A 25,657-nucleotide genomic window follows, 5' to 3' on the forward strand; every position below is an offset into this window, starting at 1 on the left:
TGAGGTTGAGAGGTTCCCATGCAGATCAACATCGCCGTGCGCAAACCAACCCGCGCTCCTGCACCGGCTCGCCGTCCACCGGCGCCGGCTCGCGCTGCCGATGTGGCGGCCTTGCTCGCGCAAGCCGCCGCGCAACCAGCGATTGCGCTGCCGCACCGGGATGCCCTCGCAGCGCGCTTTGGCCACCAGCTTGACCAGATCGCCGTCTACGCCGGGCCGCCGGCGCAAGCGGCGCTGGCCCTCTTGCAGGCCGAGGCGCTCACCCATCAGGGTGCAATCTTCCTCGCCGATCCGCACCCGCCGCTGGAGTTGGTCGCGCACGAGGTGGTGCATGTGTTGCAGATGAAGGGGGGAACGCGAGCCACTGGCCCACAACCCGCCGAAGCAGCGATTGCGGGTGAGGGAGTGGGACGACCGGAGGATGGCGCTGTGCGGCACGAGACGCCGATTGTCCCCGCCACCGCACCTGCCGAGCGCGAGGCGACAACGCTGGCCGCGCAGGCGCAGCGCGTTTCTACCCCGCTCACCCCTCCCTTGGCCGTGACCACGACCTTGCCGCCGGCAGCCGTCGCCTTGCGCCGCGCTACCACCCCGGCCCCACCAACCGATGAACCGGCGGCGGCGACCTTCCGCCGCATCGCCGAACGCGAACCGGCCCCACCGGCGCAAACCGTTGCACCGCCAACCCCCGAATCGCAGCCTGCGCCGGCCAGCTTGCCGCCACCGGCTATCGAACCGGATCAACCGCCGTTCGAGTTGCCGCCGCCACCGGCTCCCGGCGTGAGCGCAGCCGATGTCGCTGCGCAACAAGCCGCGCAAGCGCAAGCCGCAGCGGCGCTTACCGCTGCCGAAGGGCCGGAAGCCTTCATGGCCGCCTTCGCTGCTGCGCCGCCGACGGTGAAAGCGCAGCACGCCGCGACGCTGGGCAGCGAGACGGATCGGCTGGCGAAGGCGGAACAGACGGCGTTTAGCGCCGGACTGCCCGATCTGCATGCTCAACTCACGGCACAGGTTGAAACGCCGCCGCCGCTGGCCGTCGTTTCGCCAGATGCCCGCCCGCTCGATCTCGATGTTGCAGGCGCAGTGCCGCGGGTTGCACTGCCGCCAACCCCTGATCCCGGTCGCTACACGGCCAACGATCGCGTCACTGCTGATGTTTCGCGGTTGATGAGCGGCGAGAGCGACGATCGCGCCGCTAATCTCGCCGAACGTCTGCGCGAGGTGAACACCCGCGACAGTGAAATCATCACCTCTCCCGGCGCGCCGCCGCGCGTGCCGCTAACCGAGGGGGCTGACCCGGCGCAACTCGACGAACAGATCACCGAAGGCGTCGCGCAGTCGCGCCAGATGCGCGACGAGGCGGCGCAGGCGGTGATCAATGGGCCGGGGCCGGAACAGGCCCAACCGATCGCGCTCGCTGAAGCGTACCCGGTGGGTGAACTGGCCCAACCGGCGATCACCGCGCCGGCAATGCCTGCCGAACCGCAAGCGTACCTTGAGCTGGGCCTGCCGCCGGAGGTGCAGACCGCCTTCGATCAGCAGCAACAGGCGGCGATGGAGGCGAGTCTGGCTGAAGCGCGCACGCAGGTGGATGAAGCGAGCGCCGAACGCGATCAGCAGCGGGCTGAGGCGGTGGCCGACGCGCAAGCGCAGGCGCGGGAACAATCGGCGCGCGCTGACGAACAGCAGCGGACTGGCGTGATCGAAGCTCGCGCGCAGATTCAGGATGCGCGGCAAGAGACGCTAGAGGCGCAGCGCGATGCCGTTGCCGATATCGAGCAGCAAGCAACGACCGAACGGGCCAATCGCCGGCGCGCGATCGACGAGCGGGTGCGCACCGACGAAGCACAGATCGAACAGCACTACGAATCGGCAGAGCGCGATGCCCGTGCCGAGGTGGCCAATGGCGAGCGGCAGGCTGAAGCGGAACGGCAGCGATCCGAACGCGCAGCCACAGAGCAGAGTTGGTGGGATCGGGCGGTCAATTTCGTGCGCGACGCCTTCGCTGCCCTCACCAGAGCGATCGGCGCCATCTTCGCCGCTGTGCGGCGCGCGGTGAACGCGATCCTCGATGCGGCCAAAGCGCTGGCGATGCGGATCATTGACGCCGCTGCCGCCTTTGTCAACGGCCTGATCGCCGCCTTCGGCGAACTGCTGAAAGGGCTGGTTGATACCCTTATTGGCAGCATCTTCCCTGAACTGGCAGCGCGGCTCAATGCCGCCATCGACAGTGCGGTCGCCTTTGCGCAGCGGGTGGTCACTGCCGCCGCCGAGGGCCTCAAAGCCGGCATCGCCGCGCTGGTCGAAGGACTGCGCGCCGGTCTCAACGCAATTATCAATGTCTATCAAGCCGCAATCAACGCGGCGCTCAGCATTGCCCAAGCGGTGTTGACCGGCGATTGGGCGGCGCTGGCGCGCATGGCGCTCGAAGCGGTGCTGAAAGTGGCCGGCATCGATCCCGAAGCCTTTTACCAGTTCATCGGGCGGGCGCAGGAGACCTTCCAGCTCATTCTCGACGATCCGGGCGGGTTTGCCGGCCATCTGGTCGATGCCTTCCTCAACGGGGTGCGCCGTTTCGCCGATAACTTCCTCACCCACTTGCAGGCCGGCATCATCGGCTGGCTCACCGGCGCGCTCGGCGGGGCGGGGATCACGCTGCCCGAACGTTTCGACCTGATGGGAGTGCTGAGCCTCATCCAGCAGATCCTTGGACTAACGTGGGAACGGCTGCGTGAGCGGGCTGTGCGCCTGATCGGCGAGCGGGCCGTCGCGGTGATCGAGTTTGTCGCCAGTTACCTGCGCACGCTGATCGATGGCGGTTGGGATGCACTCTGGCAACGGATCCGCGACGATTTGGGCAGCCTGCGCGATATGGTGCTCGACAGCATCAAGCGTTTTCTGCTCGAACGGATCGTCATGGCGGCGATCACCCGTCTCGCCACGATGTTCAACCCGGTCGGCGCGATTGTCAATCTGATTCTGGCTGCCTACAACCTCTTCACCTTCCTGCGCGACCAACTGGCCCGGATCATTGAAGTGGTGCAGACAGTGGTCAACGCGATCGGCGACATTGCGCGCGGCATCATCCAACCGGCGGCGCAGCGGGTCGAAGAGACGCTGGCCCGTCTGCTGCCGCTGGCGATTGACCTGCTGGCTCGCCTGCTCGGTTTGGGCAACGTTGGCGCCAAGGTACGCGAAATCATCGAGCGGGTGCGCGGGGTGGTTGATCGTGCGCTCGACCGGTTGATCGACCGGGTGCGGAATATGTTCAGAGGGGGCGGGGCGGAGCGCCGGGCGGCAGCGGAAACTGCACCGGCGCGAGAGGCGGGAGCATTGGCAGTTCCCTTCACCGCTGCCGGCCAACACCACCTCTACGTGCGTATTGTCAACCGGCGAGCAGTTATGTCGGTGGCCAGCGATGAACAAGACTTTGACCGTTTCGCCAACGATTTGGCGCAACGGATTCAAGCGTTACCCGATAGCCCCAACAAAACACATCTTAGCCAGCAGCTTGCACAGGCTCGCCAACTGTCTACCACAGTCGAGACGCAGCAAACTCAGGCAGCTACCCGCGCAGCGCAGGCGCAAAGTGTTGCCGGCACGGGTTTACCAGCAGATCAGAATATCCAACGCCAGCTCGACCAGCTCATTGTGGCGTTGTCGGGTGTGATGGTTTGGGCCAGCAGCGTGCCACGTGATTTCACACCGGGCCACATTCAGTACAACCCGCAAGGTGATCGGGCACGGCGCGCGCACGGTTGGCTCGGTAAGAAGGCGCACCGCGCACCTGAAGATCAAGCCCGTGTATCAGAGCCGCTCAATCGCGCAATTGCTGATTTGCAAGCCCAAGGTGTCACCATCAATGCCAGTTTTGATGCTGGTCACCTCATTGCTAGTCGCTATGGCGGCGATGGTAGTTGGCGTAACTTAGTACCGATGGAAGCGCGGATGAATCGCAGTTGGTTTAGCGCCTTTGAAGCACGAGTGCAGACGCACGTTGATGCTGGTGAGGCGATCTATGCCGATATCAATGCCAGTTACGGTGGTGATGCGTTTGCGCGTCTGATGAGCGAAACCGAGATTAATGGTTTGACGCCGTTGCAGCAACTTACCGTTGCACCAGTCTTTGAACGCATCCCCCAAGCGATCACAGCCACGGTTGGTCGCCGTACCAGCGATGGCCGCGATCAAGTTATCTTTCAGCAAACGTTCGATCCACGCCATCGTTTGGCTCTTACCATCGGCCAAGCGCGGCGTGAGGGTTTAGTTGGCGGTGAGCAACCGGAGCGATCACGCGATCTCTTTCCCCGACGTGATGAGGAATCATCCAGAGGATAGGTCTATGCCCACACCTACTCGCCAACTCCAACCCCGCCTCGATCAACCGCTACGGGCCAGCGCGAGTCGCGTTGCCCACCCCCTCGACCCTGCCACCCGCGCCCGCTTCGAGCCGCACTTCGGCTACGACCTGCGCAGGGTACGCATCTACCGCGATGCAACTTCGGCGGCGCTGGCGGCCCATCTCGGCGCGGCGGCCTATACCGTCGGGCAGTACATCCACTTCGGCGCCGGGCAGTATGCGCCGCACACCGTTGCCGGACAACGCCTGCTGGCGCACGAACTGGCCCATGTCGTGCAGCAGGCCGAAGGCGTGCAGGGACGCAGCGCCGCCGTGCTCGAAGCCGAGGCTGACCAGCGGGCAACTGCTAGCGCGCCTTCGCTTGGCCCGCTGCGACCGTTGCCCGCGCCAGCCCAACCGCTGCTCCAGTGCTACCGTGTGCCCGGATCGTTGCGCTGCAACGAGGTGGTTGATTGGCTGCGCGCCAATTCGCCGTATGCCCCGGAATGGGCTGAAACCCATTGCACCTACGCCTTCAACGGCGGCGTGCAGACCCGCAGCGAGACCTTGCGTGATGGGCAGGTGCGAGTCACCGCGCGCGGAACGCCGTCCGCAACCGTGACGGTCGATTGCCCGATCGATCGCCCGGAGTGGAACCCAACCGAACGCCCCAGCCGCGCCGCAGAGGTGGCGGCGTGGAACGCAATGCGCGTTGACCTCGACGCGCACGAGGCTGCCCATCGCCGGATTGGCCGGCAATGGCGGGCCACGCTCGAACAACGCTTTCGCAGCGTGCATTTCACCGTCACCGGCAGCGATGCCGGCGACGCGATGCAACAGGCGCAGGAGCGCGTTGCCGCGCTGCAACAGCAATGGCAGGCCGATGCGCAGGCGGCCCAAGATGCGATCGATCCGTTTCGCGGCGCAGTGTTGCACTGCCCGTCGTTGGCCGAGGAGAACCTATGACCACGTTTCCCCGTTCGCCCCGCTTGCTCAAAGGTGCGCTAGTCAGTTTCGATCTGCCCAACCCCAAGCCGGCGGTGATCGTGTTTCAGTACAACCCTGATACGTTGTCACGCACGCTCGAAGCCCAAACCGGTGGCGAGGGGGCCGATGCGCTGCGTATCAAGGGCGCGCCGGTTGAGACGATCAAGCTCGATATCGAACTTGACGCGACCGATCAGCTTGAACAGGGGGCGGCGGCCACCGGTTTGCATCCGCAACTGGCGGCGCTCGAGGTGCTGATCTATCCCAAGAGCGCGCTGGTGGTCGCCAATACTGCGCTGCTTAATGCTGGCACGATCGAGATTCTCCCGCCGCAAGCGCCCTTCACCCTCTTTATCTGGGGGCCAAAGCGGGTGCTGCCGGTGCGCCTCACCGAGTTCAGCATTACCGAAGAGGCGTATGATCCGCAACTCAACCCGATCCGGGCCAAGGTCTCGCTTGGTCTGCGCGTGCTCAGCTACAACGACTTGCCGGCGGCGAACCCCGGCTACCATCTCTTCCTCGCCCACCAGATCGTCAAAGAGACGATGGCGGCCATTGCCCGCACCGGCTCGCTCGACGCTGCCGGCGCTGGCGCGAAGCTGTTATGACGGCTGGATCACCCCAGAAAGGAACCTTGCCATGCTTCATCCCAATAGCCGCTACTACCGGATCGCAACCGCTACCCTCACGACTGCCGATGGCCGCCAGATCGTCTATCTGCGCCGCCGGTTGTTGCCCGCCGGCGCGGCGATGCCGTTGCTGGCCGAAGTCGAAGTCACCGGCGGCGACCGGCTTGATCTGATCGCGGATCGCGCGTTCGGCGATCCCGAACAGTTTTGGCGCATCTGCGACGCCAATGACGCGCTGAATCCGTTTGATCTCACCGCTGAGATTGGCCGGTTGTTGCGGGTGGCGGTGCCAACCTTTGAAGGGTGACATACGATGACTCTGCTCAGTACCCGCTTAACCATCTTGATAGGCCCGACTATTCCGGCGCCGGCGCCGCCGCCGCTGCTCGCTGCGCTCGCCAGCGCCGAGGTGACGCACCGCGACGAGGGGCGCTCTGGGTTTCAGGTGGTCTTTCAGCTTGGGCGCGAACGGGGCGATCTGCTCGATTATGCCTTGCTCGCCGGGCCGCTGCTGCGCGCCGGCAACCGGATCGTCCTGATTGTCTGGTTTGGCGCGTTGCCGCAGGTAGTGATGGACGGCTTGATCACCAACCAGCAATTGCAACCCGGCGACCAACCCGGTTCGGCGACGTTGACCATTACTGGCGAAGATGTGAGCGTGGCGATGGATCGCGAAGAGAAGTCGGTTGAGCATCCGGCCCAACCCGAAGCGGTCATTGCGCTCAAGATCATCGCCAGCTATGCCCAGTATGGTCTCATTCCATTGGTCATCCCGCCGCCAACGGTTGATATGCCGCTGCCAATCGAGCGCACACCGGTGCAGCAAGCGACCGATCTCGCCTATCTGCGCCAGATGGCCGAACGCTTTGCGTATGTCTTCTACGTCGCTCCCGGCCCCGCCCCCCTCACGAATACCGCCTACTGGGGGCCGCCGGTGCGCATTGGGGTGCCGCAACGGGCCTTGACGGTCAACATGGGACAGGCCACCAACGTGATCTCGATCAACTTCCAGCACGATCCGCTTACCGCGACCACCTTAGCCGGGCAGGTGCAGGATCGCACGACCGGCCAGAATATCCCGGTGCGCTCGTTCGCCAGTCTCCGTCCGCCGCTCGCTAGCCTGCCGGCGCTGGCGTCGTTCGCCCGCAGCACGATCTTCCGCGGCACGGGTCTCAATGCCATGCAGGCGCTAGCCCAAGCCCAAGCCGCGACCGATGCCTCCAGCGATGTGCTGACCGTTGAAGGCGAACTCGATACCGCGCGCTATGGTGGTCTGTTGCAGGCACGCGGGTTGGTTGGCTTGCGCGGCGCCGGCTTCAGTTACGACGGTCTTTACTACGTTAAGCAGGTGAAGCACCAGATCAGCCGTGATGGCTTTAAGCAGAGCTTTACCCTTACCCGCGAAGGGTTGGGTTCGACGGTGCCGGTGGTGTTGCCATGAGCCAATTTTTCGGAAAATATCGCGGCAAGGTCGAGAATAACCTCGATCCGCTGCAACAGGGCCGGGTGCAAGTGAGCGTGCCCGCCGTGCTCGGTGAGGGCCGGGCGAGTTGGGCGATGCCGTGCGTGCCCTTTGCCGGCAATGGGGTCGGCCTGTTTCTCATCCCGCCTACCGGCGCTAACGTCTGGATTGAGTTCGAGGGTGGCGATCCCGACTATCCGATCTGGAGCGGTTGCTTCTGGGGCACCGGTGAAGCGCCGGCTTCGCCGGCAGTCGCCGAAATGAAGGTGCTCAAGACCGCTGCCGGCACGATCACGATCAACGAACTGCCGGGGGTTGGCGGGATTACGATTGAAACGGCGACCGGGGCCAAGATTGCGCTGACCGCGACCGGGATCGAGATCACGAACGGCCAAGGCGGTTCGATCAAGCTCACCGGGCCGCAGATTTCGCTCAACGACGGCGCATTAGAGGTGATGTGACAACCGGTGACCGCACCGATTGGCAGCCATACCCTCGCTGCGCTGGCGCAGTGGAGGGCAGATGGATGAAGACATTTTAGCACCGGTGAGGAGGCAGCATGCCCGGTTTTCTCTTACACGTTGGCGCGACCATCCTGTGCGCGCACGGCGGTCAAGCCCAAGCCACCGCACCCAATCCACGGGTGCGAGTGGGCGGCCAACCGGTGGTGACGCTCAGCGCGCCGCATACGGTTGCCGGGTGTCCCTTCACGACCGGCACGAATCCGATGCCCTGCGTGACCGCTCAATGGACGACTGGCGCAACCCGGGTGCGCGCTGGCGGGCAACCCGTGTTGTTGCAAGACAGTCAAGCCACCTGTGTGCCGAATGGCACGCCGGTCAATATCGTGATGACCCAAATGCGGGTCAGGGGGCAATGATGCACATCGCGTTTCCTTATGCGATTGACGGCGGCGGGCGCACGGCGCGCGCCGATGACGATGCCCACATTCGCCAGATGATCGAGCAACTGCTCTTCACCGCTCCCGGCGAGCGGGTGAACCGGCCTCGTTTCGGCGCTGGCGTGCGCCAGTTGCTCTTTGCGCCGAATAGCCCCGAATTGGCCGCCGCGCTGGAGTTCTTGGTACAGGGTGCGTTGCAAGAGTATCTCGGCGAGGTGATCCGGGTTGAGGCGGTGGCGATCGAGGCCGAGGAGGCAACGTTGCGGGTGACGGTGCAGTATGTGGTGCAGCGTACTCAGCAGCGCCGGGTGATTGAGGTGGCCGGCTGAATGGGCGTTTCTCATGTAGGGAAGGCAGCGGATCGCTGGCGATTGCTATCCAAGCCTCCGCTGCGCCTGTGGCGATAACAACACCAAATAACAGGTTAACGGTATGAGTATCCAATTCCGCTGTGCAAATCCGCGCCGGGCGCAAGTGCTGAGCACGTCTGCCATCCCGCTCAACGGGATCGATCTGCTCGAAGTGCTCGATCGCGACGCGCCTGCCGGTGCGCCGCCGCAACAGACGCTGCTGGTGCAGATGATCAAGCCGGCGCCGTGGGGGCTCGGCGCGGCCAATGTGCAGCTAACCGGCGGTGTGCGTGTCACCGGCGTGAAGGTGCGCTGGGTCTTGCGCGCCGCTGATGCCAGTCCCGCCGATGTTGCCGCCGGGCGCATCACCAACGCTGAGCGAACGTTTTACAATGGGTTGGCTGCCGCCAATCGCACTTTGGTGGTGCGGGTCGATCAGGCCGGCGACTTTTCGACCTACACGCTGCGCATTGTTCGTTCGCCCACTGATCCGAATCCGCCTGCCGGCTTTGATCCCATCCTCAGCCATATTGAGTTCGCGTTCAAAGTTGAGTGTCCCAGTGAATTTGATTGCGCTCCGGCTGCCGATTGCCCGCCAGAGAGCGATGAGTCGCCGCTGATCGATTATCTGGCTCGCGATTACGCCAGTTTGCGCCAATTGCTCTTTGACCGGCTAGCCGCCGTCTCGCCCGCTTGGCGCGAGCGTAATCCAGCCGATCTTGGCGTGGCGATTGTCGAGGGGTTGGCCTACATCGGCGATTATCTCAGCTACTATCAAGACGCGGTCGCTACCGAAGCCTATCTCGGCACGGCGCGCCGCCGGGTGTCGTTGCGCCGCCACGCGCGTCTGCTTGATTACGCGCCCCACGACGGCGCGAATGCGCGGGTGTGGGTGCAAGTGCAGGTTGATGCACCATGTACTTTGCCGGCCCGTACCCCCGTGCTGACCAAAGCCGGCGGTGCGCCGCCGCGTTTGTTGCCTGCTTCCGCCGAATTGGCCCTCGCTCGCCAGCAGCAGCCGCTCGTGTTCGAGACGATGCACGCGATCCGCTTGTTTCCGGCCCATAATCAGATCGATTGCTATACGTGGGGCGATGAGGGGTGTTGTCTGCCCGCCGGCAGTACCCGCGCCGCTCTGCGCGGCGATCTCAGCGCCAGTTTGCGTCCCGGCGATGTGCTGGTGTTGATCGAGCGGCGCCACCCGCGTACCGGCTACCGCGCCGATGCCGATCCCACCCGCCGCCACGCCGTCCGCCTGACCCGCGTCACCGCGGCGACCGATCCGCTCGGCGGCCAGTTGGCCGATCCGCCATCCAACCAGCCGGTGGCCGTGACCGAGATTGAGTGGATGGCAGAAGATGCCTTGCCCTTCATCCTTGATCTGACCGTGGTATCCGTGCCGCCCGATGATCGCGACGAGAGTGGAGCAGCGCGCCAGCCGGCTAGTGTGGCGTTGGGCAATATTGTGCTGGCTGATCACGGCGAGACCCTCCCCGCCGAGTTGTTGCCGCCGGTTGGCGATCCGCTTCGTTACCGGCCTGTGTTGGCGCGGGCCGGCGTGACCTTTGCCGCGCCATTCGAGCCAGCCGATCGCACTACGCCGGCCTCGCGGTTGGTGAGCGCCGCTGAACCCACGCTGACTCTGCCCGCCGTCGAGCTGGCGAGTCCCTCTGGGGTGTGGCGGCCAGTACCTGATCTGCTCGGTAGCAATCGCTTTCAAACCGAATTTGTCGGTGAACTGGAGAATGACGGTCGCCTGTTCCTGCGCTTTGGCGATGGCCGCACGGGGCGCGCGCCGGCGGCAGGCGAAGCGTTGGCGGCGCGCTATCGGGTGGGTGGTGGTTCAGCCGGCAATATCGGCGCCGATGCGCTGGCCCACATTGTCACCAATGAGAGCGGCATTCGCGCGGTGCGTAACCCCTTGCCGGCCCTCGGCGGCAGCGAGCCGGAGGCGCTTGAGTCGATTCGCCAGTCTGCGCCGCAAGCCTTTCGTCGCCAAGAACGGGCGGTGACGCCGGCTGATTACGCGATGATGGCCGAACGCCATCCATCCGTGCAGCGTGCGGTTGCCACGCGCCGCTGGACGGGGAGCTGGTACACGATCGTTATTACCGTCGATCGGCGTGGCGGCTTGCCGGTCGATGCGGCGTTTGAAACGGAGTTGCGCGCTTTCCTCGAACGTTACCGGATGGCCGGGCAAGATATCGAGATTGACGGGCCGGTCTATGTGCCGCTCGATCTGGCGTTTGTGGTTTGTGTCGAGGCTGGCTATTTCGCCGCCAATGTCAAGGCTGCGCTACTCGAACGTTTCAGCACCCGCCAGTTTTTTCACCCCGACAACTTCACCTTTGGCCAACCGCTCTACCTCAGCCACATCATTGCCGCCGCGATGGCTATTCCCGGCGTGCGCTGGATCGAGACGGCGGGAACGCGGGTGCGTTTCCAACGCTGGGGTAAACCGCCGCGCGGCGAGTTGGCCAACGGCCAGCTCGACGTTGGCCGGCGCGAGATTATCCGCTGCGATAACGACCCCAACCGGCCTGAACATGGCCGGATCGAGTTCATCATGGAGGGCGGGTCATGAGCAATGCCGAACCATCCCCGTGCGGTTGCGACGAGCGCGAGCCGTTACTTTCGCCACATGCCAACCCGCCCGGCCAACCTGCGCTGCGCTACCGGCTCGGCGCTCACCGCTCGTTCCTGCGCCGGATGGCGGCCCGCTTGTCGCAGCAGGCCAGCTCGACCGGCCAGCGCCCGCTCGCTGCGCTGGCCACCCGCGACGCCGCCGATCCGTCGCTCGCCTTGCTCGATGCAGCCGCGACACTGGCCGATGTGTTGACCTTCTATCAAGAACGGATCGCCAACGAGGGTTTTCTCCGCACCGCGACCGAACGCTTCTCGGTCTTGCAGTTGGCCCGCGCGATCGGCTACGAACTCAAGCCCGGCGTCGCTGCTGCGGTCTACCTTGCTTTTACCCTCGACGACACACCCGTCTCGCCGGCCCAGACGGTGATCCCTGCCGGGACCCAAGTGCAGAGCATCCCGGCCAAACAGGGTGAACTGCCGCAGACCTTCGAGACGGGCGTCGAGTTTGTCGCCCGTAAGGCGTGGAATGTGCTGCGCCCGCGCCCTACTCGTCCCCAAGACCTGAGCAAGGGCGCGACGATGCTCTATTTGGCTGGCGTCGCGACGCGCTTGCAAGCCGGTGATTATCTGCTGCTAGTTGGCGCCGAACGCGAGCGCAATCCCGGCAATGAACGCTGGGATCTGCGCCGGGTGCTGTCGGTGCAGACCTTTCCTGATGCTGCCGGTGGTTATACCGTCGTCACATGGGCGCCCGGCCTCGGCTCGAACCGCCCGCAAATGCTGCCGGCGGCCCAGCCGCAAGCCTTTGCCTTCCGCCGTAGCGCGCGCCGTTTCGGCTTCAACGCGCCCGATTGGCGGTTGATGCCGGCAGAGGTGAAACGAGCGTATGGCGGCACGGCCAACGAATGGCCCGGTTTTGCGATCGATGGCAGCCAGCGCCATATCGACCTCGATACCGCTTACCCCACGATCGTGCCGGGCAGTTGGGTGGCGCTGCTTACTCCCGGTTACGCTGAACTCTACCGCGTGACCGGCAACGAAACCGTGGGTGTCGCCAATTTTGGTCTCTCTGGGCAGGTCACGCGCCTGACTGTTGACACGAATGAGAACATCGCCCGCTTTCAGCGTCGCGAGACGGTGGTGTTGGCCGAGAGCGAGCCGTTGCCGCTGGCCGAAGAGCCTATTCCTGATCCGGTCACTGGTAACCGGATCGAGGTCGCCGGTGTGGTGCGAGATTTGGTCAAGGGCCAGCCGTTGATCGTCAGCGGCAAGGTGAACGAGGGCGATGAACAGCCTACCGCGGTGGTGGTCTTTGTCGAGGCGGTCTACCCCAATCCCGGCTTTACCACCATCGTGTTGCGCGATCAGGGGTTGGGCGCGATCCGCCTCATCCGTTCTACGACGGTGATCTACGCCAATGTCGTGGCTGCAACCCACGGCGAGACCGTGCCGCTGACCCCAATCGGCAGCGGTGATGGCAGCCAGACCCACCAACGCTTTAAGCTCAAGAAGTCGCCGTTGACCTACCTCTCGGCTAGCACCCCGTCTGGCGTTACTTCGACGCTCACCGTGCGCGTCAATGGCGTGGCGTGGCGCGAAGCGCCGTCGCTCTATCTCGCCGGCCCGCACGACGAGCAGTACATAGTGCGCCTCAACGATGATCATTCGGCGACGGTGCAGTTCGGCGATGGCATCCACGGTGCGCGTTTGCCCACCGGCGCCGAAAATGTGACCGCGACCTACCGGTTTGGAATTGGCCAAGCGGGTGAGGTTGGCGCCGGCGCGATTGCCCTGCTCAAGACCCGCCCGCCCGGTGTTCGCAGCGTGACCAACCCGCTTCCCGCCAGTGGGGCCGCCGACCCGGAGACATTGGACAGCGCGCGCGCCAATGCGCCGCAGACGGTGCTGACCCTCGACCGGATTGTCTCGTTGCAGGATTTTTCCGATTTTGCCGCTGCCTTCGCCGGTATCGGCAAGGCGCAGGCCTCAGCGTTTCGCCGCGGCGAGCAGCTTGTTGTCCATCTCACCCTTGCCAGCGCCAGCGGCAAGCCGATCGCGCCGTCCGATCCGCTCTTCGCCAGCCTGCGCAACGCAATCGATGCCGTGCGCGATCCCACTGTGACTGTCGAACTGGCCAGTTTCATCCCGCTGACGTTTCGGCTCAAGGCGACCGTCCGTTACGACGCGCGCTATCTCGCTTCCGCTGTAGAAACCGCCGTCGCGCAAGCGCTGTTCACGGCGTTTTCCTTCTCTCAGCGCGATTTTGCCCAACCGGTGACTGCCGCCGAAGTGATTGCCGTGATGCAGTCGCTAGCCGGGGTGATCGCTATCGATCTCGATCAACTGGCGTATGCCAGCGGGCGCACCGGTGCGCATCCCACCTTGTTAGTCGCCTCACCAGCGCGGCAGGCGGGCCACGCCATCATCCCAGCCGAATTGTTGCTGCTCGATCCCGCCGGGGTCGAGTTGGTGATGCAAGCTGTTGAAGTGGTAGCGCCGTGATTGCGAGTGTGGTCTTCGATGCTGGCGCAGCAGCGCCCCTTCTCTCATCCCGTGGGAGAGCAGGGCTGGGGGTGACATCCCCCAAAGGAATCTTATGAACCCATCGCCTCGCGACCGCCTGTATGAACTCCTGCCGGCCCTCTACCGCGCCCGCGATGCCGAGCGCGGCGAGCCGCTGCGTGCGTTGCTCGCCATCATCGGCGAGGAGCTGGCCCGGATCGAAACCGATATTGCCGATCTGTACGCAGACTGGTTTATCGAGACCTGCGCCGAGTGGGTGGTACCCTACATCGGCGATCTGCTCGGTGTGCGCCATCTGCGCCAACTGTCTGAAGTAGCCGATTTCAGCCAGCGCGCTTATGTCGCCAATACGCTGCGCTACCGCCGCCGCAAAGGCACTGCCCCCGTGCTCGAACAGTTGGCCCGCGATGTCACCGGCTGGCCTTGCCGCGCCGTCGAGTATTTCGAGCGGCTGGCAACCACCCAGCATCTCAACCACGTTCGCCTGCACAGCCCGGCCACCGCCTCGTTGCGCAACGCCAACGCGCTCGAATTGACCGGCGGCCCGCTCGAAACCGCCAACCATACTGCCGAAGTGCGCCGGATCGCGGCTGGCCGTGGCCGCTACAACATCCCGAACCTTGGCCTGTTTTTATCCCGTTTACAGCCATACACCGTGCAAGGCGTCTCGCCGCAGCCGAGCACCCCGCCCGATGGCCGCTACTTCTTCAGCCCGCTCGGCAACGACATCCCGCTCTTTAATCGCCCCCGCACCGAGATCGAGATTACCCAGCTTGCCGCTGAACCCGATCTGCCGTTGCCGTTGCGCCGCCGCGCCCTCTACGACGATCTCGAAGCGGTGCGCGCCGGTATTGCCGCCGGTCGCCCGGTCAAGAGCAACTATCTCGATCCGGCCCGTCCCGTCTTCCAGATCGCTGTCCCCGACGGTACCGGACGGTTTGTCCCGATCCCCGCCGCCGAGATTCTGATCTGCGATCTCAGTGATTGGCGGCGTCCGCCACCCAGCAAGACCTACGCCGGCCAGTCGTTGCCGATCCGGGTCGCGGTTGATCCGCAGCGCGGCCGGCTTGCCTTCCCCGCCGGGGTTTTGCCGTCTGATCTGATGGTCAGCTACACCTACGGCTTCGCTGCTGACATCGGCGGCGGCCCCTATCCCCGCCGCGCCACGCTCGCCATCGCTGCTCCCGGCGATCTGGCCCTCACCGTTGCCCAACGCGGCGGCGGCGACCATCCGTCGCTTACCGCGGCCATTGCGGCGTGGCAAGCGTCATCTGCCACCACCGGCGTCATCACTGTGCTCGACAGCGCCACCTATGCCGAAGATCTGGCGATCACCATGGCCCCCGGCCGGGTGCTTGCGATTCAAGCCGCCGATGGCCAGCGTCCGCTCATCCGCCTCACCGATCGCCTGCGCATAACCGGTAACGGCGATCGCGCCTCCCTTACCCTCAATGGTTTCTGGATCGAAGGCGGGATCGATCTGGCCGCCGGCAGCCTCGAACGGTTAGTTATCCACCACTGCACCCTCGTGCCCGGTTGGCGCCTCGACGTGGCCGGCAACCCCCAGTTTCCCAACCGGCCCAGCATCCACGCCGCCGCGCCCAACCCTGATGTACGCCTCGAACTGGCCCGGAGCATCAGCGGCGCGGTGCATGTGGCGGAAGATTCGGACGGTCTGATTGCCAGCGATGCAATCCTCGACGCCTTCGCGCCGGCCGTGCCCGCCTGCGCGGCCTCCAATGGCGAGAGGATCGGACCGCCGGCCAGTTTTATTCGCTGCACGGTGCGCGGTGAAGTCCGCGTGCGCCAGATCGATCTCATCTCTGAAAGCATGATGCTTGGCCGGGTACTGGTGGCACGCCGCCAGATCGGTTGCACCCGCTTCAGCTTTCTTGCCGCTGGCTCGCGAGCGCCGCGCCGCTTCCGCTGCCAACCCGATCTCGCCCTCGCCGCCTTCGCCGCTGCCCGCAACCGGCCCATCGCTGCTCTCACCACCGCCCAACGCAGCGCCGTAACGCTCTCGGTCACACCATCCTTCACCAGCACCCAGTTCGGCCATCCCGCCTATATGCAACTAGCTCGCTCGTGCCCCGCCGCCATCACCCAAGGCGCTGAAGACGGCGGTGAGCTCGGCGTGTTTCATCTTGTGCAACAGACCCAACGCCTCGCCAACTTGCGCCTTGCCCTCACCGAGTATCTGCGGGTGGGTCTTGAAGCCGGGGTCTTTTTCGCATCATGACGACAGCCTGCGCAGCTCGTTCAGACTAACAATGTGCAACCGTAAAGGTATGAGTATGGCTTCCTTCATAACCCAACAAACCCCTCTGCGCCCTTTGCGCCTTTGCGTTGCCATGGGTTGCGTCCTTTATGTTGACCCTCACCCCCCATCACCCTCTCCCAGCGGGAAAGGGGGCGCTGCTCGCTCCCGCCCTCGGAGGGTTGAGGAGCGGACAGCACATTTGATCGAGTACAACTGTCGATCGCTGGGCAATGCCGTAACGCCCCGTGCTGCGCTTCCCATCACCCCTCCCCCAGCGGGGGAGGGGCACGGGGTGGGGGCATCAGCCCGCGCAGCGGGCTTCGTACTCCGAGCCCGGCCCTTGAGGGCCGGGTTCCAGACCGATGTTCTGTCCGCCCTTGAACCTCGGCGGGGGAGGGTTGGAGAGGGGACAACTGGACGCTGCCGCATAACCCAACAAACCCCTTTGCGTCCTCTGCGTTCTTCGCGCCTTTGCGTTGCCATAGGTTGCGTCCTTTATGTTGACCCTCACCCCCCATCACCCTCTCCCAGCGGGAAAGGGGGCGCTGCTCGCTCCCGCCCTCGGAGGGTTGAGGAGCGGACAGCACATTTGATCGAGTACAACTGTCGATCGCTGGGCAATGCCGTAACGCCCCGTGCTGCGCTTCCCATCACCCCTCCCCCAGCGGGGGAGGGGCACGGGGTGGGGGCATCAGCCCGCGCAGCGGGCTTCGTACTCCGAGCCCGGCCCTTGAGGGCCGGGTTCCAGACCGATGTTCTGTCCGCCCTTGAACCTCGGCGGGGGAGGGTTGGAGAGGGGACAACTGGACGCTGCCGCATAACCCAACAAACCCCTTTGCGTCCTCTGCGTTCTTCGCGCCTTTGCGTTCACATACTCTGCGCCTTTGCCCACTTTGCGTCTCTGCCTCGTTTGCGCCGTTGCCCACTTTGCGCCTCTGCCTCGTTTGCGACTTTGCCCGCTTTGCGCCTCTACTCTAAAGGAGCCTTGTATGCGCGGTGATTTCACCCGATGGACATTCGACCGCACGAAGCACTACAGCGGCGTGCTCAACCAACAGGGGCGCGTTGCCCTCGATGCCGATTGGAACGAGCAACTCGCGATCGACCTCGCCGATGAGCGCGCGGCTCGCACCGATCTGATCGGGCGTTGCGGCGGCCCGCAGGGCCAAGCCGGCTTTGATATCGTCGTTGCTGGCAGCACGCTCAACATCACCGCTGGTCGCTACTACGTCGCCGGCATCCGTGTCGAGAACGAGCAGACGGTTGCCATCACCGCTCAACCTGATCTGCCCGTCGCCACCCTAGCGCAGGTGGCTGGCTTGGCCGCCAATGCAACATTGCCCGCCGGGGTCTATCTCGCCTATCTTGATGTCTGGGAACGGCATGTCACCGCACTTGAAGATGCTGCTATCCGCGAAGTCGCGCTCGGCGGCCCTGATACCACGACCCGTTTGCAGGTGATGGCGCAAGTCAAGCTGTTGCGCGTTGGCGATCCCGGTGCAACCTTTCACTGCGCCACGCCAAACGCGGCGTGGGATGCGTTGCTGGCCGGCAGTAGCGGCATGCTCGAAGCTCGCGCCGAGCCCGACCCAACCGTTAATGATCCCTGCGTCGTGCCGGCCCAAGCCGGCTATCGCGGGCTAGAAAACCAGCTCTATCGGGTTGAAGTGCATCGGATCGTCTCGGCCACCCGTATCGCGCTCAAGTGGTCGCGGGAAAACGGTTCGGTGGCAGTTGGCTGGAGCGGGCAAGATCCGCTGAATCCCAATCGCTTGATTGTCGCCAGTACTGGTCGCGACGAGGTATTGGGTCTCGCGCCCAACCAGTGGGTCGAGCTGACCGATGATGCGCGTGACAAGCGCGGTGAACCGGGTCTGCTGGTCAAGTTGCTGCAAGTCGAAGGCAATATTGTCACCATCGATCCGGGCGGGCAAGCGATCGCCTACAGCGCGTTCGGCCCCAACCCCAAACTGCGTCGCTGGGATATGCCCGCCGATACCGGCGAATTGATCGTTACCACCAACGCGGCAGCGTGGACCGACCTCGAACAAGGAGTGCAGATCCGGCTCAAGAACGGTACGTTCCGTCCCGGCGACTACTGGCTCATTCCGGCCCGCACCGTCACCGGCGATATCGAGTGGCCGCGCTCTGGCAACCAACCGGCGCCGCAGCCTCCGCACGGCATCCACCATGCCTATTGCAAATTAGCCCTGCTTGACTTTAATGGCAGCGTATGGACTAAACGCAGCGATTGCCGCCGGCTCTTTCCGCCTCTGACTGAGCTAATCCAGTTCTATGCCGTTGGCGGCGATGGTCAAGAGGCGCTGCCCGGCGCGACGCTCGCCCAACCGCTGCAAGTGGCTGTCGCCAACGGCCAGCAACCGGTCACCAATGCCCGCGTGCGCTTCCGGATCGTGCCCCAAACCGCTGCCGGCCAACTCACCGCCGGCGGCGCCACCGGCAAGAGCGTTGATGTGACTGCCGGCCCAAACGGCATCTACTCCTGCCAGTGGCAACTCGGCCCCGCCGTCCAGAGCCAGCGCGTCGAAGCCTTCTTGGTCGAGATCGACGGCAAGCCATTTCTCGATAGCGCCGGCGAACCGGTTTTGCCGCGCGTCTTCTTCAACGCCAACCTCAGCCGCGCCAGCCACGTAGCCTACCAACCCGGCGCGTGTCCCGATCTGGCCAATGCCCGCACCGTGCAAGAGGCGCTCGACATCCTCTGCCAGCGGCCTCGTGGCGGCGGCTGTTGCGTAAGCGTCGGCGACGGCGGCGAGTTTCCCGATCTCGAAACAGCTCTCAAAGAGTTGCTCGCTCGCGGCGAGCGTCGCATCTGTCTCTGCTTGCGCGCCGGCCGTCACGCTGCCGGGAGTATCCGGCTCGATCTCGCGCCCGCCAACGAACCGTTCGTGCTCGAAATCAAGGGCTGTGGCCCGGCCACCAGTGTGCGCTTGGGTGGCCCGCTGTGGTTGAGAGGGTTTGATTCGGTGGCGCTGCGCAATCTCGCTCTTGATATTGCCTTCATCCCCGAAGCGGGAACAGCGGCCCTCTCGTTTGATCGTTGCCTGCGGGTGATCATTGCCGATTGCGCAATCAGCGGCTTCACCCTGCCGGGCCGGCTCAACCAAGAGCAATTCATTGATGGCAGCGCCCTCGTTGCCATCACCGGCGGCGACGATGTGCGGCTGAGCGACAATACCTTCACGGCGGCAGTGTCCGACCGCACCTTCCCGCCGTTGCGCAATCTCTTCGCCAAAGCCCAAATCCCGCTGCTCGCCGATCTCTTCGCCGATGAGCGGTTGGCGCTTGCACCCGAATGGCACGAGCCGGCGGTCAGGGCCGCGGGAGAACTAGCGCGACTGACGCTCGATCAACGCGCGCTCCTGCTCCGCGCGTTGCAAGAGCTGCTCCGGGAAATGATGGAATCGTCTCCCCTTGCCGAGTTGCTCCAACTCCAGAAGCTGATCTTTGCCCTCAACCAAGCCGAAGCCAGTGCCGTTGCGCTGATCGACATTCTGTTCGATCTGCGCGCCGCCGCGGTCAAATCGCGTCCCGGCGCCGCGCTCATGCTGCACCAGCGGCGCGCCGTCGATGAAAAGAACCTCGGCGCGATTGTCGATTTGCTTGATGAAGATGATCTCGTGGTGCTCGAACACAATCGCATTGACGGCATCGTCAGTCTGTACGGCATGCCTGCCCCGGTTGAACTGGTTGCGTCACGCGCCGCCAATCTGCTCCAGCTCGATCAACAACCCAACGAACCGGGCGGATCGCGGATGGCGATCAATGCCGCGTATATGGGAACGGTGCAACTGCGCGGCAATCATCTCGTCAGTCTGAGTATTGGCTTTGCGTTGCTGGAAGAGATCGTGCGCCGGTCAGACGGCGAGGCAACTTTTACCCTTAATGACGATGTCTGTGCGCGCTTGTTGCTCGACGGCAACGTGATCGAGGGGATTGCCAATCTCACCCTCAGCCGCAATCTCATCGCGCAGGCCAATTCGTTTACCGCCATGGCCGCACCGCGGAGTAGCAGGAGCATTACCGGCGCAACCGCTGCTGTTGTTGCCGTGGCTGCACCGGTTTTGGGTTGGTGCCTCGCCGACGCCGCAACCTTCATTGGCAATCAAGGGTCGGGCCAAGCCCAACATGGGCGTCTGTTTGATATTTCGCGGTTTGCCGAACGGGTCGCCAACCTATTCATCCAAATCACCTAGTAGCGACGCACGGCAGTGCGCCTCCCAATCGCACAACAGCGGCAGGGCAGAGTGCAGGCGTGACAACGGCGACCGTGCGTCTCCCAACCGCACGCCGGCAGGCAGGCGGTGCGGGCGTGTGGGCGTGTGGGCGGTGCGGGTGTATAGGCGGTGTGCGGGTGTGACGACGCACAGCGGTGCATCTCCCGAGCGTCTGATGGTAGCAGGGCGGTGCGGGCGTGACAACGGCGGCGGTGCGTCTCACGGGCGTCTGATGGCGGGCGGGCGGTGTGCGGGTGTGACGACGCACGGCGGTGCGTCTCCCAAGGTGGCCGGGGGTGTGGGGGCGGTACGACGCACGGCAGTGCGTCTCCCAACGCGACCATACGCCCCTACCCCCTGCCATACCGCGCCACAATCCGCTCGATCAACCGGGTGGTGGCGTGGCCGTCGTGAAACGGCAACAACCGCACCTCACCGCCGTGGGCGCGTGCAATCCGCGCTTCTGGCAAGCGGGTTTCATCGATGGCAGCGCCGTGGCCGTAATCGCCGCCTTTGACATACATATCAGGCGCGAGCGCCGCTACCACCGCTTCAGCGGTACGCTCGGCAAAGATCGTCACTGCGTCAACGCAGCGCAACGCAGCGATGATCGCGGCGCGTTCCGCCGCCGGCACGATCGGGCGCAACGGCCCCTTAAGCTGCTGGGTTGACTCGTCACTGTTAATCGCCACGATCAACCGATCACCCAGCTCGCGCGCTGCTGTCAGGTAGTTCACATGGCCGATATGCAACAGATCAAACACCCCATTCGTCAGCACCACCTTCAAGCCGGCAGCGCGCCATCCGGCGCGCACAGCAGCCAATTCGGCCAGCGGGTAGATTGGTAATGGTGGTGATTGGTGCTCCATAATGATCCGCGCTCCGTGCATGTGTGGCGGCAATAGGGCATAGCGTTGCTATGCTACCGTATCATGGCGGGCCGTCTGCGCACCCCTCCTGTCATTGCGCGGGGGCGCGTGCCCGCAGCAATCTCCCACCCCTCCTGTCATTGCGAGGGAGTGGCGGCCCCCAGCCGCGCTGGGGCCGCCCGACCGCAGCAATCTCCCACTCACCGGTTGTCATTGCGAGGGGGCGCAGCCCCCGTAGCAATCTCCCACTATAGCGCAAGTGATGCCTCAGCGGGTTGCTCCCGTGCTCGCCGGGGATTGCTTCGCCGCGCTTGGGCGCGGCTCGCACTGACAACCGGTCACGTCTGTCAGTGCGCGGGCGCACCCCTCCTGTCATTGCGAGGAAGTGGCGGCCCCCAGCCGCGCTGGGGCCGCCCGACCGCAGCAATCTCCCACTCACCGGTTGTCATTGCGAGGGAGCGCAGCTCCCGAAGCAATCTCCCACTTTAGCGCAGGTCATGCCTCAGCGGGTTGCTCCCGTGCTCGCGGGGGATTGCTCCGGGTTGCGCTGTGGACGCAACGACCAGAAACTTTGCTCCCGTGCTCGCGGGGAATTGCTTCGCCGCGCTTGGGCGCGGCTCGCAATGACAACCGGTCACGTCTGTCCTTGCGCGGGCGCACCCCTGCTGTCATTGCGAGGGAGTGGCGGCCCCCAGCCGCGCTGGGGCCGCCCGACCGAAGCAATCTCCCACTCACCGGTTGTCATTGCGAGGGAGCGCAGCCCCCGTAGCAATCTCCCGCTTCAGCGGGATGCCTGTCTGAGGATCCTTCCGACCCTGCGGTCATTGCGCTTTTGCGTTAAACCCTCTGCGCCCTCTGCGTCCTTTGCGCCTTTGCGTTCAACCCTCTGCGCCCTTTGCGTTCAGCTCACTTCCGTTCCCGAAACGGTGAGGTGAGCGGCAACCCGATCCAAAACAGCACCGCCAGCGCCAGCACAATCCCGCACACGACCAAGATCTGGTCGGCATTCAACGGCGCGCCGGTCAGCAAGGCGACACCTAAAAATCCGCCCATAGGCACAATCGTCTGCACTGGCGCCAGACGGGTGGCATGCTTCCAATCGCCGTGGCGCAACCGCTCGCCGGCGCTGCGCCCGATGACGGTGCCTACCGTCCCAATCAGCGCCCATAAAAATGCGGCAATGAAGATGCTCCATGACCGTGATGCCCACCAGAAGGCGCTGCCGCCGATCAGGCCGATCACGGCGCATACCGCTGATGATACCCATAAGGGGGGCGGGAACCATGTAGACATAACCATATCCTTGTGATTGGGTGGTGGAGCCGCACGGCCGTGCGGCGCTCTATCGATAACATTTCTCCGATGGTGATGGTGGAGCCGCACGGCCGTGCGGCTCTACCGTTGTCCCAAACCACCCACTGTTGTACAACCGCACCACCGTGCGGCTCTGTACCAACCACCACAACCGTACGGCCGTGCGGCGAACCATCGTGCATTTCTGCGCTGGGCCGGGTGGAGCCGCACGGCCGTGCGGCTCTACAGGTTACACCACCCACCGCGCATCCAACGCTTGCGCCCGCGCTGCGATCGCGGCCCGCCGGTCTTCAAACCCGCGCCGACCCAACAACGCATACGTGTTGATCTTGCCTGCCTCGACGCCGGGTTGGTCGAAGGCGTTGATGTCGTACAACTCGCCGGCGATCGCCGTCTGCATCTCCATCAGCATCAAGAACTGGCCGAGCGTAAAGGCGTTGATCTCCGGGAAGATGTGAGTCATATTCGGCTGGCCGGCCTCGCTGAGCGCAATCGCCGTGGCCTGCTGCTCGGCTTGGATCAGCTCGGCCATGGTGTGCCCGCCGAGGTAGCTTACCCCTTCCAGATCTTCGTAGGCGGTTGGGATCGGCGCCTCCTCGGCATACTGCTCGACCGCGATGAAGTTGATCAGCTTGTCGTACGGCCCTTCCATATAGAGCTGCACTTGCGAGTGCTGGTCGGTGGCCCCTAGCGCCTTGACCGGTGTCTGGCCCACCCGCGCCGGCTTACCTTGCCGATCAATCGCCTTGCCCAAGCTTTCGGCCCACAATTGGGCAAACCAGTCGGCCACGTCGCGCAGCCGGTTGGCGTACGGCATCATGACCACGATTGGCTTGCCTTTGCGGAAGCAGAGGTAGTTGACCAGCGCGCCGAGCGCCGCCGGGTTGCGCAGCGGATCGGGATTGGCCGCCAGTTCGCCGCCGTAGGCCGCGCCGGCCAGCAGCTCGCGGAGATTGACCCCCGTCATCGCCGCCGAGAGCAAGCCAACCGAGGTCAGCACCGAAAAGCGCCCGCCAACTTTTGGCGGCAGGTCAAACATCGTCCACCCCTCGCGCTGGCCGATCTGGCGCAAGAAGCCGCTGCTGGGGTCGGTGGTTAGCACGATGTGATCGCCGAGCTTCTCTTCCCCCACTGCTTCGACCAACGCCTGCCGGAAGTACAGGAACGAGGCCATCGTCTCGGCAGTCGTGCCGCTCTTGCTAATCACATTGAACATCGTCCGCCGCAGATCGAGCATCCGCAGCGCGCCGGCGTTCAGTTCCGGGTCGGAATTATCCAGCACCAGCAACCGCGGCCAACCGCGCTGTTCGCGCGGCAAGAGGTTGTAAAACGGCCCGTTGATGGCTGTCTGCACCGCGATATTGCCCAGCGCCGAGCCGCCAATGCCCAGCACCACAAACGTGTCGATCCGGTCGCGGTGTGCGGCGGCAAACTGCTCGAACGGCGTCACATCTTGCTCTGGCAACAGCGGCCACCCCAACGCCTCGCGCCGGCTCTGCACCGCCGCAATCGCCTCGGCTGCCCGCGCTGCCTCAGCCTCCAACTCCGCCGGAGTAAGCCCGTTCGGCCCGAATACATTATTCACGTCCAGCCGGATCCGTTGCGTTTCCCGCCAACCTGCATCCTCGTGGCGCATACGGTTCTCCTTAGTTGTCTCAAAGCGTACCCTCTGTGCAGACACAGCGTCACCGTGTCCTCGGTCGCAGGGAATACGCCGCCTCGCCTCCTCAGTATAACATCTCTTGCCGGCCCGCTCTGGCTTGCGTTCATCCGGTAGCAACGGTAAGATGGGTCATATCAGCCTGAAAGGAGAGGTGCTATGCTTACTGCCCAGACCGCCGAGATCAAGAGTTTCATGATCGGCGCGATGACCCTGCGCCCGTTTGCCGGCAATGAATTGATGGCGGTGCGGATCGATGCTCCTAAAGGAGCCGTTGCGCCAGCCCATAGCCATCCGCACGAGCAGATGACGTTGGTGGTGGCCGGTCGCTTGCGCTTCCGGGTTGGCGAAGAATGGCGCGAACTCGGCCCGCTTGATATTGTTCACATTCCCGGCGGAGTTGAGCACGAGGCAGTGATGGAAGAGGACTCAACCTTCTTCGACATCTTCCATCCGGTACGCGCCGATCTGTTGCAGCGACAGGCCGAAGCTAAGTAGCCATTGTCTTCCGCAACTCGGTGGGCACTCGACGAGGCGGTGATGGCCGGCCTCACCGTTGCTGGGTTTGCCGCGCTTGCGCATACTCTTCGGCGGTAATGATCTGGCCGCCAGTGATCTCTTGGCTGATCAAGCGGCGCTGGCGGTCAAACCGCAACTCAGCGGTCATCAGCCGGAAACAGCGGTCATCCATCAGTTCCTTGCGGATCCAATAACCGGCCAGCTCTTCCCGATCGTCGTACTCGACCGACAAATCGTTGTACAGATTAATGCGCGTCTGCACCACAGCGCCGCACCGCGCGCAGCGCACGTGCAGCAACAGAAAAGGGGCCTCTTCCGCCCGCCCAAACAATCGCCGCAGCCATTGCATCGCTTCACTCCCGTGCCCGTTGCGTATCGGTGCTCCTCATCATAGCGCACAAGCCGCTGGCCGGCAAATGGCCCGCTAACGGCGTCTTGCCCTTGGTAGAGCGCATCGGGATCGTGAACTGCACCCGATTTGCATAAAACCGCAGATTGTGCTAGAATGCACTGCGCTGAGCGATGGCTCGACGCCGTCGGTACGCGCCGGCGTAGCTCAATTGGCAGAGCAGCGGTTTTGTAAACCGCCGGTTCAGGGTTCAAGTCCCTGCGTCGGCTCCATCGCAACGAGACGGGTCGGTACCGAAGTGGCCAAACGGGGCGGTCTGTAAAATCGCTGGCTTACGCCTTCGCAGGTTCGAATCCTGCCCGGCCCACCACAATCGAATAGAGAAGCGCCAGCGCAACTCTATTCGTTTATGCCTACGTAGCTCAGCCGGTAGAGCACGTCTTTGGTAAAGACGAGGTCACGGGTTCAAGTCCCGTCGTAGGCTCCAGCCGACTATAGCGGCGAGCTGAGCGCGAAGCTCGCCCGGCTGCTCGTGCCAGAGTTGTTGGCACGAGCGGCATCTTTTCGCGCCTTGTCTTAAGGAGCAAAACATCCATGGCCAAGCAGAAATTCGAGCGGACGAAACCGCATATTAACGTCGGCACCATCGGCCACGTCGACCACGGCAAGAC

17 protein-coding genes and 3 tRNA genes are annotated in these 25,657 nt (G+C 64.2%); 16 read left to right on the top strand and 4 right to left on the bottom strand.

Translation table 11 applies throughout. The features are described from left to right. Nucleotides 1-18 precede the first annotated feature (18 nt). The 12 genes from A6A03_RS18620 (at nt 19) to A6A03_RS18675 (ending at nt 20,254) form a co-directional block, all read left to right on the top strand. Nucleotides 19-4,338 carry a DNA/RNA non-specific endonuclease gene (locus A6A03_RS18620; protein ID WP_066791266.1) on the top strand — a complete coding sequence of 1,440 codons (4,320 nt, stop codon included), beginning with the start codon at nt 19-21 and terminating at the stop codon, nt 4,336-4,338. A gap of 4 nt (nt 4,339-4,342) precedes the next feature. Then, nucleotides 4,343-5,305 carry an eCIS core domain-containing protein gene (locus A6A03_RS18625; protein ID WP_066791267.1) on the top strand — a complete coding sequence of 321 codons (963 nt, stop codon included), beginning with the start codon at nt 4,343-4,345 and terminating at the stop codon, nt 5,303-5,305. Further along, a complete protein-coding gene (locus tag A6A03_RS18630; RefSeq protein ID WP_066791268.1) occupies nt 5,302-5,934 on the top strand; it encodes a CIS tube protein in 633 nt (210 codons plus the stop codon). Before A6A03_RS18625 ends, A6A03_RS18630 begins: the two co-directional genes overlap by 4 nt. A 31-nt stretch (nt 5,935-5,965) precedes the next feature. After that, entirely contained in the window at nt 5,966-6,262 is a 297-nt protein-coding gene (locus A6A03_RS18635; RefSeq protein WP_066791270.1) for a hypothetical protein, read from the top strand. A gap of 6 nt (nt 6,263-6,268) precedes the next feature. Beyond that, nucleotides 6,269-7,396, top strand: coding sequence for a hypothetical protein (locus tag A6A03_RS18640; protein ID WP_066791274.1), 1,128 nt, complete (start codon nt 6,269-6,271; stop codon nt 7,394-7,396). Then, nucleotides 7,393-7,878 carry a phage baseplate assembly protein V gene (locus A6A03_RS18645; protein ID WP_066791275.1) on the top strand — a complete coding sequence of 162 codons (486 nt, stop codon included), beginning with the start codon at nt 7,393-7,395 and terminating at the stop codon, nt 7,876-7,878. Before A6A03_RS18640 ends, A6A03_RS18645 begins: the two co-directional genes overlap by 4 nt. Before the next feature lie 98 nt (nt 7,879-7,976). Then, complete coding sequence (locus A6A03_RS18650) at nt 7,977-8,297, top strand: PAAR-like protein (protein WP_066791276.1); 321 nt, start codon at nt 7,977-7,979, stop codon at nt 8,295-8,297. Then, nucleotides 8,297-8,647, top strand: coding sequence for a GPW/gp25 family protein (locus A6A03_RS18655; protein ID WP_066791311.1), 351 nt, complete (start codon nt 8,297-8,299; stop codon nt 8,645-8,647). The genes A6A03_RS18650 and A6A03_RS18655 overlap by 1 nt, the downstream gene beginning before the upstream one ends. Before the next feature lie 103 nt (nt 8,648-8,750). Further along, a complete protein-coding gene (locus A6A03_RS18660) occupies nt 8,751-11,252 on the top strand; it encodes a putative baseplate assembly protein (RefSeq protein WP_066791277.1) in 2,502 nt (833 codons plus the stop codon). Next, entirely contained in the window at nt 11,249-13,756 is a 2,508-nt protein-coding gene (locus A6A03_RS18665) for a putative baseplate assembly protein (protein WP_066791278.1), read from the top strand. Before A6A03_RS18660 ends, A6A03_RS18665 begins: the two co-directional genes overlap by 4 nt. A 94-nt stretch (nt 13,757-13,850) precedes the next feature. Next, complete coding sequence (locus A6A03_RS18670; protein WP_066791280.1) at nt 13,851-16,016, top strand: hypothetical protein; 2,166 nt, start codon at nt 13,851-13,853, stop codon at nt 16,014-16,016. Between the two features lie 1,010 nt (nt 16,017-17,026). After that, on the top strand, nt 17,027-20,254 hold the full coding sequence (locus tag A6A03_RS18675; RefSeq protein WP_066791282.1) for a DUF6519 domain-containing protein: 3,228 nt from the start codon (nt 17,027-17,029) through the stop codon (nt 20,252-20,254). Nucleotides 20,255-20,625: 371 nt separating this feature from the next. Here the strand turns inward: A6A03_RS18675 and A6A03_RS18680 are convergent, their stop codons facing one another. The 3 genes from A6A03_RS18680 to A6A03_RS18690 form a co-directional block, all read right to left on the bottom strand. Continuing rightward, nucleotides 20,626-21,144 carry an adenylyltransferase/cytidyltransferase family protein gene (locus A6A03_RS18680; protein WP_066791283.1) on the bottom strand — a complete coding sequence of 173 codons (519 nt, stop codon included), beginning with the start codon at nt 21,142-21,144 and terminating at the stop codon, nt 20,626-20,628. Between the two features lie 906 nt (nt 21,145-22,050). Continuing rightward, entirely contained in the window at nt 22,051-22,437 is a 387-nt protein-coding gene (locus tag A6A03_RS18685; RefSeq protein WP_066791289.1) for a hypothetical protein, read from the bottom strand. A 250-nt stretch (nt 22,438-22,687) separates the two neighbouring features. Next, on the bottom strand, nt 22,688-24,094 hold the full coding sequence (locus tag A6A03_RS18690) for a glucose-6-phosphate isomerase (protein WP_066791292.1): 1,407 nt from the start codon (nt 24,092-24,094) through the stop codon (nt 22,688-22,690). A 183-nt stretch (nt 24,095-24,277) separates the two neighbouring features. Between A6A03_RS18690 and A6A03_RS18695 the strand changes: the two genes are divergently transcribed. After that, nucleotides 24,278-24,616 carry a cupin domain-containing protein gene (locus tag A6A03_RS18695; RefSeq protein ID WP_066791294.1) on the top strand — a complete coding sequence of 113 codons (339 nt, stop codon included), beginning with the start codon at nt 24,278-24,280 and terminating at the stop codon, nt 24,614-24,616. A 52-nt stretch (nt 24,617-24,668) separates the two neighbouring features. Here A6A03_RS18695 and A6A03_RS18700 read toward each other — a convergent pair whose 3' ends face one another. Then, complete coding sequence (locus A6A03_RS18700) at nt 24,669-24,986, bottom strand: hypothetical protein (RefSeq protein WP_066791296.1); 318 nt, start codon at nt 24,984-24,986, stop codon at nt 24,669-24,671. Between the two features lie 196 nt (nt 24,987-25,182). On the opposite strand from A6A03_RS18700, the gene A6A03_RS18705 reads away from it, so the two are divergent. The 3 genes from A6A03_RS18705 to A6A03_RS18715 all read left to right on the top strand — a co-directional run bounded on the left by A6A03_RS18705 (nt 25,183) and on the right by A6A03_RS18715 (nt 25,473). Continuing rightward, nucleotides 25,183-25,258: transfer RNA gene (locus A6A03_RS18705), tRNA-Thr, on the top strand. Between the two features lie 12 nt (nt 25,259-25,270). Next, a tRNA-Tyr gene (locus tag A6A03_RS18710) sits at nt 25,271-25,356 on the top strand. A 41-nt stretch (nt 25,357-25,397) separates the two neighbouring features. Further along, nucleotides 25,398-25,473: transfer RNA gene (locus A6A03_RS18715), tRNA-Thr, on the top strand. Nucleotides 25,474-25,657: the final 184 nt, after the last annotated feature.

The organism is Chloroflexus islandicus (assembly GCF_001650695.1).
Lineage (GTDB): Bacteria > Chloroflexota > Chloroflexia > Chloroflexales > Chloroflexaceae > Chloroflexus > Chloroflexus islandicus.

Bases quoted from the DNA above. Each gene is read 5' to 3' on its own strand.
- A6A03_RS18620 (WP_066791266.1), top strand. From the start codon at position 19: ATGCAGATCAACATCGCCGTGCGCAAACCAACCCGCGCTCCTGCACCG.
- A6A03_RS18625 (WP_066791267.1), top strand. From the start codon at position 4,343: ATGCCCACACCTACTCGCCAACTCCAACCCCGCCTCGATCAACCGCTA.
- A6A03_RS18630 (WP_066791268.1), top strand. From the start codon at position 5,302: ATGACCACGTTTCCCCGTTCGCCCCGCTTGCTCAAAGGTGCGCTAGTC.
- A6A03_RS18635 (WP_066791270.1), top strand. From the start codon at position 5,966: ATGCTTCATCCCAATAGCCGCTACTACCGGATCGCAACCGCTACCCTC.
- A6A03_RS18640 (WP_066791274.1), top strand. From the start codon at position 6,269: ATGACTCTGCTCAGTACCCGCTTAACCATCTTGATAGGCCCGACTATT.
- A6A03_RS18645 (WP_066791275.1), top strand. From the start codon at position 7,393: ATGAGCCAATTTTTCGGAAAATATCGCGGCAAGGTCGAGAATAACCTC.
- A6A03_RS18650 (WP_066791276.1), top strand. From the start codon at position 7,977: ATGCCCGGTTTTCTCTTACACGTTGGCGCGACCATCCTGTGCGCGCAC.
- A6A03_RS18655 (WP_066791311.1), top strand. From the start codon at position 8,297: ATGCACATCGCGTTTCCTTATGCGATTGACGGCGGCGGGCGCACGGCG.
- A6A03_RS18660 (WP_066791277.1), top strand. From the start codon at position 8,751: ATGAGTATCCAATTCCGCTGTGCAAATCCGCGCCGGGCGCAAGTGCTG.
- A6A03_RS18665 (WP_066791278.1), top strand. From the start codon at position 11,249: ATGAGCAATGCCGAACCATCCCCGTGCGGTTGCGACGAGCGCGAGCCG.
- A6A03_RS18670 (WP_066791280.1), top strand. From the start codon at position 13,851: ATGAACCCATCGCCTCGCGACCGCCTGTATGAACTCCTGCCGGCCCTC.
- A6A03_RS18675 (WP_066791282.1), top strand. From the start codon at position 17,027: ATGCGCGGTGATTTCACCCGATGGACATTCGACCGCACGAAGCACTAC.
- A6A03_RS18680 (WP_066791283.1), bottom strand. From the start codon at position 21,144: ATGGAGCACCAATCACCACCATTACCAATCTACCCGCTGGCCGAATTG.
- A6A03_RS18685 (WP_066791289.1), bottom strand. From the start codon at position 22,437: ATGTCTACATGGTTCCCGCCCCCCTTATGGGTATCATCAGCGGTATGC.
- A6A03_RS18690 (WP_066791292.1), bottom strand. From the start codon at position 24,094: ATGCGCCACGAGGATGCAGGTTGGCGGGAAACGCAACGGATCCGGCTG.
- A6A03_RS18695 (WP_066791294.1), top strand. From the start codon at position 24,278: ATGCTTACTGCCCAGACCGCCGAGATCAAGAGTTTCATGATCGGCGCG.
- A6A03_RS18700 (WP_066791296.1), bottom strand. From the start codon at position 24,986: ATGCAATGGCTGCGGCGATTGTTTGGGCGGGCGGAAGAGGCCCCTTTT.